The sequence below is a fragment of the Janthinobacterium sp. 344 genome, from assembly GCF_900112025.1.
GTDB lineage: Bacteria > Pseudomonadota > Gammaproteobacteria > Burkholderiales > Burkholderiaceae_D > Janthinobacterium.
The window spans coordinates 386,743-402,267 of record NZ_FOKL01000001.1; the positions used below are offsets into that span (position 1 = coordinate 386,743).

A 15,525-nucleotide genomic window follows, 5' to 3' on the forward strand; every position below is an offset into this window, starting at 1 on the left:
AGGACTGGGGTCAGACTTTAAAGTCTGACCCCGGATTTCGTTTTGGGTTCAGAGTCTTAAATCGGCAACACACCAGCCAGCCGCCGCGCGGCAGCCTGCTCCGTCCAGTCAGGCGGCACGACAAACCCGCGCGTGCGCTCCACTTCCCAGCCTTCGATATTGTCCACCGATGCGACGAGCACCGGTTGCGCCAGATCAAATAACTGCGCGCGCAAGGCATCGGCATCCAGCACCTGCGCCTCGCGTCCCTTGTACGGTGCCAGCCATTGCAGGCGCGGCAGCACGACATAGCGCTGCGCAGGCAATTGCGCAGGCGTGCACCAGAAACCGTGTCCATGTTCTTGGGAAATGCCGTCCATGCCGGGCGCGGTGCCGAGGGCATAAAACAGCCAGCCCTTGATCAAGGCCTGCGCCGCGCGCACGGGCTGCGCCAGCAGGCTTTGCGCGGCCGGGTGGCGCGACAGGGCCAGTTGCTTGTCGAGAATCTTGCGCATCTTCAAGCCCAGGGTGTCGGCCAGGTTGGGGCCGATCAAGTGGTGGAAGTGGCCGGGATCGGGCGCCCCTTCCAGCAGGTAAAACTTGGTGGCGAATTCCCAGTGCAACAACTCACGCTCGTCGCGCAACAGGAAATCGAACTCGCCCACCGTGTCGTTGCGGTTGACCTGCACTTGCAGGCCGTGCGCTTGCAGCAAGCCCTGCTGCTCAAAATAAAAGGCCAGCAGCTTTTCAGCGTACAGGCCCAGGCGGGAATAGAATTTGGGCCCCAGGGCCAGGTCCAGCGGCGACGGGTCAAGCTGCAACGAGTCCAGCCACGCCGCCACGGCAGGCGTGACGCAAGGCAAGCTGGCGATGCGCCCGCCCCAGTGGGCACTCGCAGGGTCCAGCAAGTCGGGCGAATCGAGCAGCCAGGCCAGCGCCCGCACGCGGGGGTGCGTCAAATGCCCCCAGCGGCGTTCGAAGCGGGCCTGGAAGGTAGCGACGGCCGTCTCAATCACCGTGCGCGCTTTTCGCCAGGCACAAATCAGCCCAGGCGCGCGCCTTGGCCTTGCCCGTCTGGTCCTGCAACAACATTTCCGGATGGAAGGTGGCGATCAGCGAGGCATTGCCCAGCTGGCGCACGGTGCCCCGTACGGGTTTCTCGCCCGGATGGATGCCGGCGGCGGCCATCGAACCCAAGGTGACGATGGTGCGCGGCTGCAGCAGGGCCAGTTCGCGGTCAAAGTACGGGCGGCAGGCGGCCGATTCCGCTTCGGTGGGCAAGCGTTCCTGACCCGCCTCGTCGAGCGGACGGCATTTCAGCAGGTGGGTGATATACACATCGCTTGCCGCATCGACATCGATGGCTTTCAGCATATTGTCGAGCAACTGGCCCTGCTCGCCCGGCAAGGCGCGCCCTTCCCGCTCTTCCAGGCGCGACGGGCTGCTGGCCAGCATCAGCCAGGCGCCCTGGCGGTCGCCACGGCCCATGACGACGCCCTTGCGCGTCTTGCACAAGTCGCAGCGCGCGCATTTCGCCACGGCCGCCGCCAGGCCATCCCAGTCGAGGGCGGCGATATCGGCGTCGCTGAGCTGTTTGGCGGGCGGCGGCGCGGGCGCGTCGTCGAACCAGGCCGTGTCGTCGGACGCGGCGGCGGGGATTGGCGCCGCTTCCGGCGCCTTGGCAACGGCGATGGGCGCCGCAACTTCGACGGCGTTCAGTTCAACAACAACGTCCGGCACGGGGGCGGAGGCAGGTGCGGGCACCGCGACCGGCGCAGCGGCGGCGGCCTCAAGCTCCACAGGCTGGACCGGCTCGACTTCGAGGGCTTCAACGGCCTCGGCCGCACCACCCTGACGCAGGCGCCACAGCGGCCCCACGCCCATTTCATCGAGGAAAACGGCGCTGCGGCTCATAAGGTATAACGCATCACGATGGCGTCCTCACGTTGCGAATCGGCGGCCGGATAATATCCCTTGCGCCGGCCGATCTGTTCAAATCCATAACGCTGGTAAATATCGAGCGCGCGCACGTTCGACGGGCGCACTTCCAGCAGCATCGATTCCATGCCCAGCTGGCGCGCGCAGGCGCAGGACTGGTTCAGCAGGAAGCGGCCCAGTCCCTGGCCCTGGATGGCGCCGTCGACGGCCACGTTGAGCAGGTGCGCCTCGTCGACGACCAGCATCAGCAAAAAGTAACCGAGCAAGGTGCCGTCCACGTCGCGCAAGACCCAGGCCGGGTAGCCGCTCTTGAGCGAATCGACGAAGTTGCCATGCGTCCAGGGATGCGGATACACGCGCTGTTCCAGCGCCAGCACCTCAATCAGGTCCGCTTCCCGCATCGGCTGATAGTCGAGGCGCAGCAAGTCCCAGCCGGCGGCATTGTCCTGGCCCGCCACGCTCATTGCACGGACTCCGCTGCGGCCTTGGCCCGTTGCATGTCGAGGCGCTCGGCAGTGGTATAGGCGATCTTGTTGCGCAAATACAAAGGCTGCGCCTCGGCCGCCGTCACGCACTGGCCGGCCGCAAAGGCGATGCGCGCCAGCTGCGCCACCTGCACGGCATGCGGCATGATGGCGGCATCGGCCGTGGCGGCGCACGGCAGCGCGGCCAGCGCTTCGGCATAGGCACTAAAACCGTTGCCGCAGCCCATAACTTCGCCTTGCGGCGCCACGCCGGCGGGCGCGCTCAGGGCCGGCGGCAGGACGGCCTGCAAGCCATTTTGGTAGTCGTATTGCGCCCAGTACACCTCGCCCATGCGCGCGTCGAGCACGGTCACGATGCGCTGCGCGCCGTGGGCCTGGTGGCAGGCCAGCGCCATGGCGTCGAGGGTCACGACGGGCACGACGGGCAGCCTGGCGCCGTAGGCCAGGCCTTGCGCGATGCCGCAGGCCGTGCGCACGCCCGTAAACGAGCCGGGGCCGGAGCCGTAGGCGATGGCGTCGACGTCGGCCAGGGTCACGCCCGCTTCGGCCAGCAATTCCTGCACCATGGGCAGGATCGACTGGGAGTGGGTGCGCACGCCCGACGAGGCGCGGGACAGGACGGCGTCGCCGCGCAACAAGGCGCAAGAGGCGAGTTCGGACGAGGTTTCAATAGCAAGCAGGGTGGGAAGTAAGGTAGACATAGCGTATTTTACCCTGCCGCGCCACAGTGCGGCACTCCCCGGCGCGGCAGGCCGTGGCACGCCAGAGGGGCCGGCAAGCGATACCGGCCGCCGGCCGCTTGCACAGTCCATGCGCGAGGACGGCTATAATAAAAGGCTACGCCGATTGTTTGACCTGCGTCATTGCGCCACGTCTGGCCACGCCTGGCAACCGATCCGCGACACTTTCACCCCACTCTTGCCCTGGTCCGTTCCGTGAATCCACTTCTTGCTAAACTGCAACCATACCCGTTTGAAAAGCTGCGCCAGCTGTTTGCTGGCGTGACGGTCAATCCCGATTACACGCCCATCAGCCTGGGCATGGGCGAACCCAAGCATCCGACGCCGGCCTTCATCGAGCAGGCGCTGGTCGACAATATCCACGGCCTGGCCAGCTATCCGACCACCATCGGCTCGGAAGCCCTGCGCGGCGCCATCGCCGGCTGGCTGGAGCGCCGCTACGGCATCCCCAAGCTCAATCCTGCCACGCAGATCCTGCCCGTGAACGGGTCGCGCGAAGCGTTGTTTGCGCTGGCGCAAACGGTGATCGATCCATCGGCCGGCTCGCTGGTGATCAGCCCGAATCCGTTCTACCAGATCTATGAAGGCGCGGCCTACCTGGCCGGCGCCGAACCGTATTTCGTCAACTCCGACCCCACGCGCAATTTCGGCTGCGACTACGACAGCGTGCCCGCCTCCGTGTGGGAAAAAGTGAAACTGCTGTTCCTCTGTTCGCCCGGCAACCCGACGGGCGCCGTGCTGACCCTGACGGACTGGGAACATTTGTTCGCCCTGTCCGAGCGTTATGACTTCGTCATCGCCGCCGACGAGTGCTATTCCGAGATCTACCACGGCGATACGCCACCGCTGGGCGCGCTGCAGGCGGCGCACATGCTGGGCCTGTCCACGGTCGAGCGCCCGTATGCGCGCCTGGTGGTGTTTTCCAGCCTGTCGAAGCGCTCGAACGTGCCGGGCATGCGCTCGGGCTTCGTCGCCGGCGACGCCGAAGTGCTGAAAAAATTCCTGCTCTACCGAACCTACCACGGCGGCGCCATGAGCCCTGCCGTGCAGGCGGCCTCCGTCGCGGCCTGGAACGACGAAACCCATGTCGAGGAAAATCGCGCCAAGTACCGCGCCAAGTTCGACGCCATCACGCCGCTGCTGCAAGCGGTGATGGACGTGCAATTGCCGGACGCCGGCTTCTACCTGTGGGCCGACGTCAGCCGCACGGGACTGTCCGACACCGAATTCGCGCAACGCCTGTACGCCGAATATAATGTCACGGTCTTGCCTGGCAGCTACCTGGCGCGCGACGCGCACGGCATCAATCCGGGCCGCAACCGCATCCGCATGGCCCTCGTGGCCGAGACGGCCGAAGGGCTGGAAGCGGCGTTGCGCATAGTAAAATTCTGCCAGCAGCTTTCCGCATCCGCATCAACCAACTAAATGAATAAGACATCATCATGAGCCAACAACTGCAAACCATCATCGACCAGGCCTGGGAAAACCGCGCCGAGATCAATCCGCGCAACGGCACGGCCGAACTGCGCGACGCCGTCTCCCACGTCATCAATGGCCTGGACAACGGCAGCATCCGCGTGGCGGAAAAGACCTCGGGCGACTGGGTCGTCAACCAGTGGGTCAAGAAAGCCGTGCTGCTGTCGTTCCGCCTGGAAGACAACGTCGTCCTGCCATCGGATGGCACGATGCAGTTCTACGACAAGGTGCCGACCAAGTTCGCCAACTACACGGCAGAAGACTTCGCCAAGGGCGGCTTCCGCGTGGTGCCGCCCGCCGTTGCCCGCCGCGGCAGCTTCATCGCCAAGAACGTCGTGCTGATGCCGTCCTACGTCAACATCGGCGCCTACGTCGATGAAGGCGCCATGGTCGACACCTGGGCCACCGTCGGTTCCTGCGCGCAGATCGGCAAGAACGTCCACCTGTCCGGCGGCGTCGGCATCGGCGGCGTGCTGGAACCGATGCAAGCGAACCCGACCATCATCGAAGACAACTGCTTCATCGGCGCCCGTTCGGAAATCGTCGAAGGCGTGATCGTCGAGGAAAACTCGGTCATCTCGATGGGCGTGTACATCGGCCAGTCGACCAAGATCTACGACCGCGCCACGGGCGAAGTGACGTATGGCCGCGTGCCGGCCGGCTCCGTCGTGGTCTCGGGCAACCTGCCTTCGGAAGACGGCAAGTACTCGCTGTACTGCGCCGTGATCGTCAAGCGCGTGGATGCCAAGACCCGTGCCAAGACGGGCATCAACGAACTCTTGCGCGGCATTTGATGACACTTCTGTAAACCTGCTGCGCTGCCCACTATCGGGTTTCCGTTGCTCACTGTACTAACTGTACAGTTCCGCGACTCGACCCGATATTGAGCGTGCTAGCTACGGTTTGCAGAGGCGTCGTGACGCACGAAAAAATCATGTCCTGCCATCCGGCGGGACATTTTCATTTCCAGAACGCAACTTCAATCGTCGCGCTGTCCCCTCCCATCCTGTCCTATACTGGATGGCATGAATACTCCTCCCGTCTTGATCGTCGGCGCCGGGCCTACCGGCCTCATGCTTGCCCTGCGCCTGGCGCGCCATGGCGTCGATTGCCGCATCATCGATAAAAACAGCGGCCCCGGGCAGGCGTCGCGGGCCATGGCCGTGCATGCGCGCACCCTGGAGTTTTACCAGCAGCTGGGTTTTGCCGACGAGCTGGTGCAGTTGGGCATCAAGATCAACGCCATGCACATCCACGAGGGCGGCGAGGAACTGGTGAAGCTGCCGCTGGGCGAGATCGGCGAAGGCCTGAGCCCCTACCCTTTCGTGCTGAGCCTGCCGCAGGACGAGCATGAACGCTTCCTCATCAGCAAGCTGGCGGCCGCCGGCGTGCACGTGGAATGGAACGTCACGCTGGACCTATGGACGCAGGACGATAGCGAAGTGCAAGCCATTCTGCTCAAGGATGGCGAACGTCAATATTGTACCTATGACTATATTTGCGGCTGCGACGGTGCCCGCAGCAAGGTGCGCGAGATCGCCGGCTTTGACTTTTCCGGCGGCACCTACGACCACCTGTACTACGTGGCCGATGCCAAGGTCGCCGGCAGCAACACGGATTTGCACGCGCACCTGGGCGCGAACGCGTTTGCGCTGATGTTGCCCGTGCGCACCAGCGGCATGCAGCGCCTGATCGGCATCCTGCCCGACCGTCCCGATGGCGCGCCCGCGCCCGTCTTTGACGATGTGCGCGGCGAGGTGGAAAGCCTGCTGGGCATCCAGGTCGAGCACGTGAACTGGTTTTCCACCTATAAGGTGCACCACCGGGTGGCGGGGCAATTCCGCGAGCGGCGCTGCTTCATTCTCGGCGACGCGGCCCACCTGCACAGCCCGGTTGGCGGCCAGGGCATGAACACGGGCCTGGGCGACGCCGTCAACCTGGCCTGGAAACTGGCGCAAAAGCTGCGCGGACAAAGCAACGACGCCCTGCTCGACACGTATGAAAGCGAACGCATCGTGTTCGCCCGCAAGCTCGTCGCCACCACCGACCGCGCCTTCCAGGCCATCGTCGCGCAAGGGATGGCCGGGCAATTCCTGCGCCGCTGGCTGGTGCCGCGCGCGCTGCCCTTCCTGTCCGGCTTCGAACGGGCGCGCCGCCTGCTGTTCCAGACCGTGTCGCAAATCCAGATCAAGTACGAGGACAGCGCCCTGTCCGCAGGCTACGCGGAACACTTGCGCGGCGGCGACCGCCTGCCGTGGTTCTCGGACGGCACGCAAGACAATTTTATCGCCCTGCGCAGCATGGATTGGCAATTGCACATCTATGGCGAAGCGGCGCCCGAGCTGCTGGACGAAGCGCGCGTGCTGAAACTGCCCGTGCATTGCTACACCTTCAACGTCGCCGCCAAGCTGGCCGGACTGGGCCGCGACGCGGCCTATCTCGTGCGTCCCGACGGCCACATCGCGCTGGCCCTGCACCTGCAGGAAAGCGGCGCCCTGCGCGCCCTGGCCTTGCGGCTGGGCCTGCATTTTGGCCCGCAAGAGATGGGCAAGACGGCGCCCCGGCCGGTGTAGGGGAATACGGGGCCGTGTTGCACTGCCGCATCGGCTGCGCATCGACTGTATAATGGCGGCTACCATCGCATATCGTGCCGGCGCAAGCGCCGCGCTCAAGCGAACCGCATTCATTCCCCGTTAGCCCGACCACTATGACCATTACACTCTACGGTATCCCGAATTGCGATACCGTCAAAAAGGCCCGCACCTGGCTGGCCGCGCAGCAGCTCGATTTCACCTTCCACGACTTCAAGAAGCAGGGCCTGGAACGCGCCACCGTCGAGGCGTGGCTGCGGCAATTGCCGTGGGATGTGCTGGTCAACAAGAAAGGCACGACCTGGCGCGCCCTGTCCGACGAGCGCAAGGCGTCCATCGTGGATGCGGCCAGCGCGCTGGACCTGATGCTGGAAAACCCATCCATCATCAAGCGACCCGTGCTGGACAAGGATGGAAAGTATAGCGTGGCGTTTTCCGATGCCCAGTACAAGAGCATTTTTTCAGTTTAAACCCGACACCTGCAAAGCCGGGGTCGTACGGGGACGCCGAGTCCCAAGGGTACGACCCCGCTCCACACCATGACCACCTCCAAAACCCTCGCCCTGACCGAAAAACTGATCGCCCTGTCCTCGGTCACGCCCGACGACAAGGGCTGCCAGCAGCACCTGATCGACATCCTGACGCCGCTGGGCTTCGTCTGCGAGACGATCCAGTCGAACGACGTCACCAATCTGTGGGCACGCCGCGGCACCACCTCGCCCGTGTTCGTCTTCGCCGGCCATACGGACGTGGTGCCGACCGGCCCCGTCGAGCAATGGCGCTCGGAACCGTTCATTCCCACGCAACGCGACGGCAAGCTGTACGGCCGTGGCGCGGCCGACATGAAGACCTCGATCGCCGCCATGGTGGTGGCCTGCGAGGAATTCATCGCCGCCACGCCCGGGCACACGGGCTCCATTGCTTTTTTGATCACCAGCGACGAGGAAGGCCCTGCCACGGACGGTACCGTCATCGTCTGCGACAAGTTGCAGGCGCGCGGCGAGCAGATCGACTATTGCCTCGTCGGCGAGCCGACCTCGAGCGCGCAGCTGGGCGACATGATCAAGAATGGCCGTCGCGGTTCCCTGTCGGGCCGCTTGACGATCAAGGGCGTGCAAGGCCATATCGCCTACCCGCACCTGGCGAAAAACCCGATCCACGAAGCGGCGCAGGCGCTGGCCGACCTGGTCGAGGAAAAATGGGACGCGGGCAACGAGTATTACCTGCCCACCTCGTGGCAAATGTCCAACATCAACGCGGGCACGGGCGCCAATAACGTCATTCCAGGCGACATGGTGATCGATTTTAACTTCCGCTTTTCCACGGCCAGCACGGCCGAAGGCTTGCAGGAACGGGTGCACGCCATCCTCGACAAGCATGACTTGCAGTACGACTTGCAGTGGACCCTGAGCGGCCTGCCCTTCCTCACGCCGCGCGGCACCTTGTCCGATGCGCTGTCGTCCGCCATCCTGGAAGAAACGGGCCTCACGACGGAGCTGTCGACCACGGGCGGCACCTCGGATGGCCGGTTTATCGCGCAAATCTGCCCCCAAGTGATAGAATTCGGGCCGCCCAATGCCAGTATTCACAAGATCGACGAGCACATCGAACTGCGCCACATCGATCCCCTGAAGAATATTTACCGGCGCACGCTGGAGCATTTGCTGCCCGCCTGAAGCAGAATACCGAGGCCCGTCACGGCGGGCCAGAACACCGTCTTTTCGAGAATGCCATGACCCCGAACCCGTTTTCCACGCCACGCGACCTGCTGCGCTACGCCGTTACCCGTTTCAACACCGCCAAGCTGTTTTTCGGCCACGGCAGCGCCGAAGCGTTCGATGAAGCCGCCTACCTGGTCCTGCACACCCTGAAATTGCCGCTCGACCGCCTGGAACCCTTCCTCGACGCCAAGCTGCTGCCGTCGGAAGTGGCCAGCGTGATGACCGTCATCGACCGCCGCAGCATCGACCGCGTGCCGGCCGCCTACATCACCAAGGAAGCGTGGCTGGGCACGTACAACTTCTACGTCGACGAGCGCGTGATCGTGCCGCGTTCCTTCATCGCCGAACTGATCCCGGAATATTTCTCGCCATGGGTGCCGGAACCGGACGCCGTGGAAAACATCCTGGAACTGTGCACCGGCTCGGGCTGCCTATCGATCATGATGGCCGACGCCTTCCCGAACGCCAGCGTCGACGCCGTGGACATTTCCGCCGACGCGCTGGCCGTGGCCAAGCGCAACGTCGACACCTACAAGCTGCAGGACCGCGTGCACCTGATCGAGTCGGACCTGTATGCCAACGTGCCGGCCAAGAAATACGACCTGATCATCAGCAACCCGCCATACGTGAATTCCGCCTCGATGGGCGCCCTGCCCCAGGAATACCTGGCCGAACCGCAGATCGCCCTCGACGGCGGCAGCGATGGCATGGACCTGGTACGCAAGATCATCGCCGGCGCGGCCGAACGCCTGACGGACGACGGCATCCTGATGATTGAAATCGGCAACGAACGCGCCTACGCGGAAGCGGCCTTCGGCGAGCTGGGCCTGACCTGGCTGACGACCAGCGCCGGCGACGACATGGTGTTCCTGCTGACGGCCGAGCAGTTGAAGCTCGCCTAATTGACTACCGGGGTCAGACCCGCCGGGTCTGACCCCAGCCTCTACAAAGAAAAAAATGATACGTTTCCTACAAGTAAGCCTGATGCGCGGCATCAAACCGTTGCTCGAACAAGTCGATGTCACCCTCAATCCGGGCGACAAGATCGGCCTGATCGGCGCCAATGGCGCGGGCAAGTCGAGCCTGTTCGCCATGATGCGTGGCGAATTGCACCCTGACCAGGGCGAGATCGATTTCCCCGCCAAATGGCGCGTGGCTTACGTGGCGCAGGAAACCCCGCCGCTGGACCGTGCCGCGCTCGACTACGCCATCGACGGCGACGTGACCCTGCGCAAACTCGAAGCGGAACTGGCGCGCCTGGAAGCGGAACCGGCGACGTCGGAAAACGGCATCGCCATCGGCGAGATCTACAGCGCGCTGGCCGACGCCGACGCGTATACCGTGCAGTCGCGCGGCGAGCAGTTGCTGCTGGGCCTGGGCTTTACCCTGGACCAGATGCAGCAACCGGTCGCCAGCTTCTCCGGCGGCTGGCGCATGCGTTTGAACCTGGCGCAAGCGCTGATGTGCCCGTCCGACCTGCTGCTGCTCGATGAACCGACCAACCATTTGGACCTGGACGCCATCATCTGGCTGGAAGACTGGCTGAAACGCTACGCCGGCACCTTATTGATCATTTCCCATGACCGCGACTTCCTCGACGAAGTGGTCAACGTCGTCGTGCACATCGACGAGCGCAAGCTGAAGCGTTATTCGGGCAACTATTCGAGCTTCGAGCGCCAGCGCGCGGCGCAGATGATCCTGGCCGCCGGCGCGCTGGAAAAGCAGCAGCGCAAACGCGCCCACCTGGAATCGTTCGTCAACCGCTTCAAGGCGCAAGCCTCGAAGGCCCGCCAGGCGCAAAGCCGCATGAAGGCGCTGGCGAAGATGGAAGAACTGGCGCCGCTGCGCGCCGCCGCCGAATTCTCGTTCGAATTCCGCGAGCCGCTGTCGGCCCCGAATCCGCTGCTGGTGATGGAAGACGTCGACGCGGGCTACAAGATCGAAAACGAAGCGACGGGCGAGATCACGCACAAGACCATTGTCAACGGCATCAAGTTTTCGCTGCAGATCGGCCAGCGCATCGGCTTGCTGGGCCAGAATGGCGCCGGCAAATCGACCCTGATCAAGACCATCGCGGGCGAACTGATGCCTTTGACGGGCGACGCCACCCTGGGCAAGGGCCTCAACATCGGCTACTTCGCCCAGCACCAGGTGGAAATGCTGCGCCACGACGAATCGCCGCTGTGGCATCTGTCGAAGATCGCGCCGACCACGCGCGAGCAGGAGTTGCGCAACTTCCTGGGCGGCTTCAACTTCCCCGGCAACATGGTGACCAGCTCGATCGCGCCGTTCTCGGGCGGCGAAAAAGCCCGCCTGGCGCTGGCCCTGATCGTCTGGCAGCGTCCGAATTTGCTGCTGCTCGATGAACCGACCAACCACCTGGATCTGGAAACGCGCGAAGCGCTGACGGAAGCGCTGGCGCAGTTCGAAGGCACCCTGGTCGTCGTGTCCCATGATCGCCATTTGCTGCGCGCCACCACGGACGAATTCATCATCGTCGCCGACGGCAAGCTGCAGCCGTTCGACGGCGACCTGGACGACTACAAGGACTGGCTGTTCAAGACCAAGCTGGGCAAGGGTACCGATGTGCTGCCGGCCGCCGGCAAGGCCAACAAGACGGACTTCCCCGTAACGTCGTCCGTCCCTGCACCGGCCGCCGCCCCTGCCGCGCCCGTGCGCGACAAGCGCAAGGAAGCGGAAGAACGCCAGAAAACGGCCGCCCTGCGCAAGCCGATCGAAAACAAGATCAAGCGCCAGGAAGAGCAGATCGCCAAGCGCAACGCGCAAAAGGCGGAAACGGACGCCAAGCTGGGCGAGCCGACCATCTATGACGCGGCCAACAAGGCCAAGCTGAAGCAATTGCTGGCCGACCAGACCTTCTTCACCAAGGACCTGGCGCAGCTGGAAGCGGAATGGCTGGAGTTGCAGGACCAGCTGGAAAAATTAGCTTAACACGCAACACAAAGACGACTTCCGGGTCGTCTTTTTTTTAGGCCGCCTGCATGGGACTGGCGCTGCGGATCGCCATCAGGCGATCGATGTCGACGAGGATCAGCCGGCGTCCGGCCACCTTGCCCAGGCCCAGCAGATAGTCGGCCTCGGCCTCGCCCAGGCCCGGCACGGCGGCGATATCGCCGTCCGCCAGGGTGACGATATCGGTGATGCCGTCGACCACCATGCCCATCACGCCATTGCTCAACTGCAGGATGATCACGTCGGTGGAGGGATCGGGCGCGCCGCGGGCGCTGCCGAACGCGGCGCGCATGTCGACGATGGGGATGATCATGCCGCGCGAGACGGCCACGCTGTGCAGCACTTCCCCTTCCGAGGAAAAGCGGTCGAGTTCCTTGAGTGGACGCAATTCGCGCACGCAGCGGTAATCGAGGCCATATTCGAGCCCCCCCAGCCGGAAGCTCAGGTACTGCGTCGGATATTGCACGGAGACAGGTTCCGCCGTTCCTGCGGCGCCAGGCGGTGTCGTGGGCTGCATGGTGTTCCTTTCATCCGGTGAGCGCTGCCAGGATGCGCAGTGGCGCAACGATGCAACTTTGGCCTCATGCTAACGGGCATCGTGACAGCCAGCGTTGAGAAACATCAACCTTCCCGGAGGACATCAGCGCATGCCCGTGCGCCCTTGCGCCGGCGCAGGGCCAGCGTCTTGCCTTACAATAGCCGTATCGTTTTTCCACAGGCAGGCCATGCAACACCTCGTCAACCCCGCTGAAGTTGAATTCTCCGCCATCCGCGCCCAGGGCCCGGGCGGCCAGAACGTCAACAAGGTGTCCAGCGCCATCCATCTGCGCTTTCCCATCGCCGCCTCGTCGCTGCCGGAAGCGTACAAGGAGCGGCTGCTGGCCCTGCGCGACAGCCGCATCAGCAAGGATGGCGTGCTGGTGCTCAAGGCGCAGCAGTCGCGCAGCCAGGAGCAGAACAAGGAGGAAGCCTTGCGGCGCTTGCAGGAAATCATCGACAGCGTGACCTTCCTGCCCGCCGTGCGGCGCGCCACCAAGCCCACGCGCAGCTCGCAGCGGCGCCGCCTCGACAGCAAGAGCACGCACAGCGTGCTGAAACAGTCACGCGGCAAGGTGACCGACTAAAGGCCTGGCCACAGCTGCCGCGCGACGGTTGTGCCTGGCATCTACGGCGGCTGGTAGGTCCACTCCAGGCTGCCCGTACTGGCGGCAAACACGGGCTGCGTGGCCGGCGTGGCGCTGCGCAACAGCGCCTTGATCTCTTTCGGCGGCCGGTCGTAGACCTTGGCGGAGCCAGGCGGCACGACCATCGCGCGCACCGTCGTTTCGCCATCGACCAGGCCCAGGGTGCAGCGCGACTGGCTCGCCATTGCCTGCCGCTCCACGCGCAATTGCGCCGCCAGCGCCAGCATCTGCGCCTGCGAAATTTCAGACTGTTTCACGTCCAGCCGCAGCCGTGCCACTTCCTTGAGCACCGGCGCGATGCGCGCGGCCAGCTTGTCGTACTGCACTTGCTGCGCCGGCTGCAGCTGCAATTCCCCGCGCCGCAGCTGGCCCGCCAGCAGCAAATAATTGCGCACCTCGGGCAGTTGCGCGATGGCATCGATTTCCTGCTGGCGCTTGTGCTGCATCTGCAGCAATTGCGCCGCCTTCGCCAGGCTTTCGGCGATCTGTTGCTCCAGCGCGCTCAGGTCGGGCACCAGCGGAAACACCAGCATTTCCACCTGCTTGCGCGGACCGGCGCTGCCGATGCGGATGGTGCGCGCCGCCACGGCGCAGCCTTCGGCCAGCTCGATGACGACCTCGTCGGCGATAATCTCGCAATTGCTGGCCTGGTCGATCACCACGCGCGTGCCGGCGATGACGCAGCTTTCCGCGCGCTGCAAGCGCACTTCGCCGCTCAGCGCCTGCACCACGGAACCGGACGCCACGCCCGCGACGCGCACGTCGCCATGCTCATTGAAGGCGGCGCCACCCACCAGGTTGCGCTCCAGCAGGATCAGTCCGCCATGCGAGTGCAGATGGCCGTACACGTCGCCATGGATGGTGATGTCGCTGCCGTCGACCAGGCGCTGTTCCTGCACCTCGCCAAATTCCTCGTAGGCGGCGCGCAGCTTCAGGTTGCCCGTGGTGCGGCTGCTGACGCCTTCGCGGCTGACGATCTTGCTGTCGATGGAAATCTTGCCGTGCTCATCGACATTCACATAGCCATCCACGCTGGCCACCAGGAAGTCGCCATCGCTGTAGCGTTCCACCTGCGTGCCGGCGCCCGCCACCGAGGCCAGTTCCAGCGCCAGCGGCGCCGGGGGCGGCAGCACGTTGCCGGCCAGGTCATAGCCGGGCAAGCCTGGCGCGCCCGGCAACAGGCGCAGCAGGCGCGCGTGCTTCTTGACTTGCGGAAAGCGGTTCTTGAAGCTGAGCAGGTCGAGGCGGCCATCGGGCCGTTCGCGCGGCGCATCGTCGCGGTGGATGCCTTGCGACACTTCGACCAGCTGGGCGTCGCGTCCCGGCTGCGGCGCCAGCGCGCGCGCCACCGTGATGCGCTCGGCCTTGCCCGCGTCAAGCAAGGCGCGCACGGCCAGGCTGTCGAGACCGTAACGCACGCCCTTGCCCCACAGGTCGGCCACCAGCTCGTCAAATTCTCGGCGCGCCGGCACCTGGCCGTCTGCGTCAGGCAGCAATGCTTCGAAATAAAACTCGGCGCTGTCGCCGCGGATCTTGACTTGCTTGTAGAGCAAGCGGCGCTGCGGCGGAAACGGCGCCACGCGGGTGGCGATGCGCAGCAAGGCGTCGCCCCTGGGGGCGCTGCGCGGCACGGGCGCATGGAACAGGGTCAACAGGAACAGCGCGTAATCAAGGCCGGCCAGCAATTGCCCGGACTGGAACAGCTGCTCGACGGCGGCGCGCAGCTGCGCCGGCGCCAGCGACAAATCCAGGAACACCCCCTCGTCACGCTGCAGCAGGCCACGCGGCAAGCCGCCAGCCTGGTTCGCGTCAGGAACGGGTGTGTCGTCGTCGCTCACCGCTTGCCCTCCAAAACAGGATTCAGAGAATTGCTTCAGTGCATGGGAACAATATCACGGGGCGCGGCGGCGTGCCGGATTCAGCAAAAAAGGCGGCGCCGACGTGAAAGCAGGGCCAATGCACGCATGGGCCCTGTTTCGGATGGGATGGGAAATACTCAGCGGCGCGGCGGATTCGAGTAAATATCCTGGCCCACTTCATTGATCTGGCGGCGCAGGTCGCGGCGCTCGTCGGGCGTCATGCGGCCCGTGCGGCGCGCCGCATCGCCGCCATCGCCGTTGCGGCGCTGCTCTTCGGCGCGCGTGTCGAAGCTGCGTGCGTCACGCTGTTCGCGCAGTCGCGTATCATTGCTATTGCTGCGCTGTACCTGCTCATAGCGCTGGGCCTGCAATTGCTGCTGGTCGTCACGGCGCGGCGGCGGCTGGTTTTGCGCCTGCGCCAGGCTGGTCGAGAGTATGCAGCACGCGGCCAATACGGACAGCATGGACGACGTTGCGCGAGCGGCAATCGCTGCGCCGGGAGCGGGGTGAATTTTTTTAGTAAAGATATTCATTGAGTTCCTCTTCCGCGATGCCGTATACACTTAAAGCTGATTTCCA

The 15,525-nt window shown here is 64.5% G+C and carries 15 protein-coding genes; 8 read left to right on the forward strand and 7 right to left on the reverse strand.

Annotation, left to right across the window (positions count from 1 at the left end; all coding sequences use genetic code 11):
• Positions 1–56: 56 nt before the first annotated feature.
• Genes BM193_RS01725 through tsaB form a run of 4 tightly spaced genes read right to left on the reverse strand, consistent with a single transcriptional unit; the run spans position 57 to position 3,103 of the window.
• Positions 57–992: a DUF1853 family protein gene (locus tag BM193_RS01725; RefSeq protein WP_092796951.1), complete on the reverse strand. Its 936-nt coding sequence runs from the start codon at positions 990–992 to the stop codon at positions 57–59.
• Positions 988–1,893, reverse strand: a complete 906-nt coding sequence (locus BM193_RS01730) for a uracil-DNA glycosylase (RefSeq protein WP_092794888.1) — start codon at positions 1,891–1,893, stop codon at positions 988–990. The genes BM193_RS01725 and BM193_RS01730 overlap by 5 nt, the downstream gene beginning before the upstream one ends.
• On the reverse strand, positions 1,890–2,381 hold the full coding sequence (gene rimI / locus BM193_RS01735) for a ribosomal protein S18-alanine N-acetyltransferase (RefSeq protein ID WP_092794890.1): 492 nt from the start codon (positions 2,379–2,381) through the stop codon (positions 1,890–1,892). Before rimI ends, BM193_RS01730 begins: the two co-directional genes overlap by 4 nt.
• A complete protein-coding gene (tsaB, locus tag BM193_RS01740; protein WP_092794894.1) occupies positions 2,378–3,103 on the reverse strand; it encodes a tRNA (adenosine(37)-N6)-threonylcarbamoyltransferase complex dimerization subunit type 1 TsaB in 726 nt (241 codons plus the stop codon). Before tsaB ends, rimI begins: the two co-directional genes overlap by 4 nt.
• Before the next feature lie 234 nt (positions 3,104–3,337).
• Between tsaB and dapC the strand changes: the two genes are divergently transcribed.
• The 7 genes from dapC (at position 3,338) to BM193_RS01775 (ending at position 11,882) form a co-directional block, all read left to right on the forward strand.
• On the forward strand, positions 3,338–4,567 hold the full coding sequence (gene dapC / locus BM193_RS01745) for a succinyldiaminopimelate transaminase (RefSeq protein WP_092794896.1): 1,230 nt from the start codon (positions 3,338–3,340) through the stop codon (positions 4,565–4,567).
• 17 nt (positions 4,568–4,584) lie between these two features.
• Complete coding sequence (gene dapD, locus BM193_RS01750; RefSeq protein WP_070223998.1) at positions 4,585–5,412, forward strand: 2,3,4,5-tetrahydropyridine-2,6-dicarboxylate N-succinyltransferase; 828 nt, start codon at positions 4,585–4,587, stop codon at positions 5,410–5,412.
• A gap of 231 nt (positions 5,413–5,643) precedes the next feature.
• Positions 5,644–7,191, forward strand: coding sequence for an FAD-dependent oxidoreductase (locus BM193_RS01755; RefSeq protein ID WP_092794899.1), 1,548 nt, complete (start codon positions 5,644–5,646; stop codon positions 7,189–7,191).
• A 134-nt stretch (positions 7,192–7,325) separates the two neighbouring features.
• Positions 7,326–7,679, forward strand: coding sequence for an ArsC family reductase (locus BM193_RS01760; protein ID WP_092794903.1), 354 nt, complete (start codon positions 7,326–7,328; stop codon positions 7,677–7,679).
• A gap of 69 nt (positions 7,680–7,748) precedes the next feature.
• Positions 7,749–8,885 (forward strand): succinyl-diaminopimelate desuccinylase, encoded by a 1,137-nt coding sequence (dapE, locus tag BM193_RS01765; protein WP_092794905.1) that lies wholly within the window; start codon positions 7,749–7,751, stop codon positions 8,883–8,885.
• A gap of 56 nt (positions 8,886–8,941) precedes the next feature.
• A complete protein-coding gene (gene prmB / locus BM193_RS01770) occupies positions 8,942–9,832 on the forward strand; it encodes a 50S ribosomal protein L3 N(5)-glutamine methyltransferase (protein WP_092794908.1) in 891 nt (296 codons plus the stop codon).
• 55 nt (positions 9,833–9,887) lie between these two features.
• The gene (locus BM193_RS01775; protein WP_092794910.1) at positions 9,888–11,882 is read left to right on the forward strand and encodes an ATP-binding cassette domain-containing protein; all 1,995 of its coding nucleotides are present in this window, start codon (positions 9,888–9,890) and stop codon (positions 11,880–11,882) included.
• Positions 11,883–11,919: 37 nt separating this feature from the next.
• Here BM193_RS01775 and BM193_RS01780 read toward each other — a convergent pair whose 3' ends face one another.
• On the reverse strand, positions 11,920–12,420 hold the full coding sequence (locus BM193_RS01780; protein WP_092794913.1) for a chemotaxis protein CheW: 501 nt from the start codon (positions 12,418–12,420) through the stop codon (positions 11,920–11,922).
• 208 nt (positions 12,421–12,628) lie between these two features.
• Here BM193_RS01780 and arfB point away from each other — a divergent pair, with 208 nt between their 5' ends.
• A complete protein-coding gene (gene arfB, locus BM193_RS01785; RefSeq protein ID WP_034749850.1) occupies positions 12,629–13,027 on the forward strand; it encodes an alternative ribosome rescue aminoacyl-tRNA hydrolase ArfB in 399 nt (132 codons plus the stop codon).
• Between the two features lie 41 nt (positions 13,028–13,068).
• Here arfB and BM193_RS01790 read toward each other — a convergent pair whose 3' ends face one another.
• Both BM193_RS01790 and BM193_RS01795 read right to left on the reverse strand, forming a co-directional pair.
• Positions 13,069–14,925, reverse strand: a complete 1,857-nt coding sequence (locus BM193_RS01790) for a flagellar assembly protein A (RefSeq protein WP_092794915.1) — start codon at positions 14,923–14,925, stop codon at positions 13,069–13,071.
• A gap of 158 nt (positions 14,926–15,083) precedes the next feature.
• On the reverse strand, positions 15,084–15,410 hold the full coding sequence (locus tag BM193_RS01795; protein ID WP_092794917.1) for a hypothetical protein: 327 nt from the start codon (positions 15,408–15,410) through the stop codon (positions 15,084–15,086).
• Positions 15,411–15,525: the final 115 nt, after the last annotated feature.

Bases quoted from the DNA above. Each gene is read 5' to 3' on its own strand.
- tsaB (WP_092794894.1), bottom strand. From the start codon at position 3,103: ATGTCTACCTTACTTCCCACCCTGCTTGCTATTGAAACCTCGTCCGAA.
- BM193_RS01775 (WP_092794910.1), top strand. From the start codon at position 9,888: ATGATACGTTTCCTACAAGTAAGCCTGATGCGCGGCATCAAACCGTTG.
- dapE (WP_092794905.1), top strand. From the start codon at position 7,749: ATGACCACCTCCAAAACCCTCGCCCTGACCGAAAAACTGATCGCCCTG.
- arfB (WP_034749850.1), top strand. From the start codon at position 12,629: ATGCAACACCTCGTCAACCCCGCTGAAGTTGAATTCTCCGCCATCCGC.
- BM193_RS01755 (WP_092794899.1), top strand. From the start codon at position 5,644: ATGAATACTCCTCCCGTCTTGATCGTCGGCGCCGGGCCTACCGGCCTC.
- prmB (WP_092794908.1), top strand. From the start codon at position 8,942: ATGACCCCGAACCCGTTTTCCACGCCACGCGACCTGCTGCGCTACGCC.
- BM193_RS01780 (WP_092794913.1), bottom strand. From the start codon at position 12,420: ATGCAGCCCACGACACCGCCTGGCGCCGCAGGAACGGCGGAACCTGTC.
- dapD (WP_070223998.1), top strand. From the start codon at position 4,585: ATGAGCCAACAACTGCAAACCATCATCGACCAGGCCTGGGAAAACCGC.
- rimI (WP_092794890.1), bottom strand. From the start codon at position 2,381: ATGAGCGTGGCGGGCCAGGACAATGCCGCCGGCTGGGACTTGCTGCGC.
- BM193_RS01730 (WP_092794888.1), bottom strand. From the start codon at position 1,893: ATGAGCCGCAGCGCCGTTTTCCTCGATGAAATGGGCGTGGGGCCGCTG.
- BM193_RS01795 (WP_092794917.1), bottom strand. From the start codon at position 15,410: ATGCTGTCCGTATTGGCCGCGTGCTGCATACTCTCGACCAGCCTGGCG.
- BM193_RS01760 (WP_092794903.1), top strand. From the start codon at position 7,326: ATGACCATTACACTCTACGGTATCCCGAATTGCGATACCGTCAAAAAG.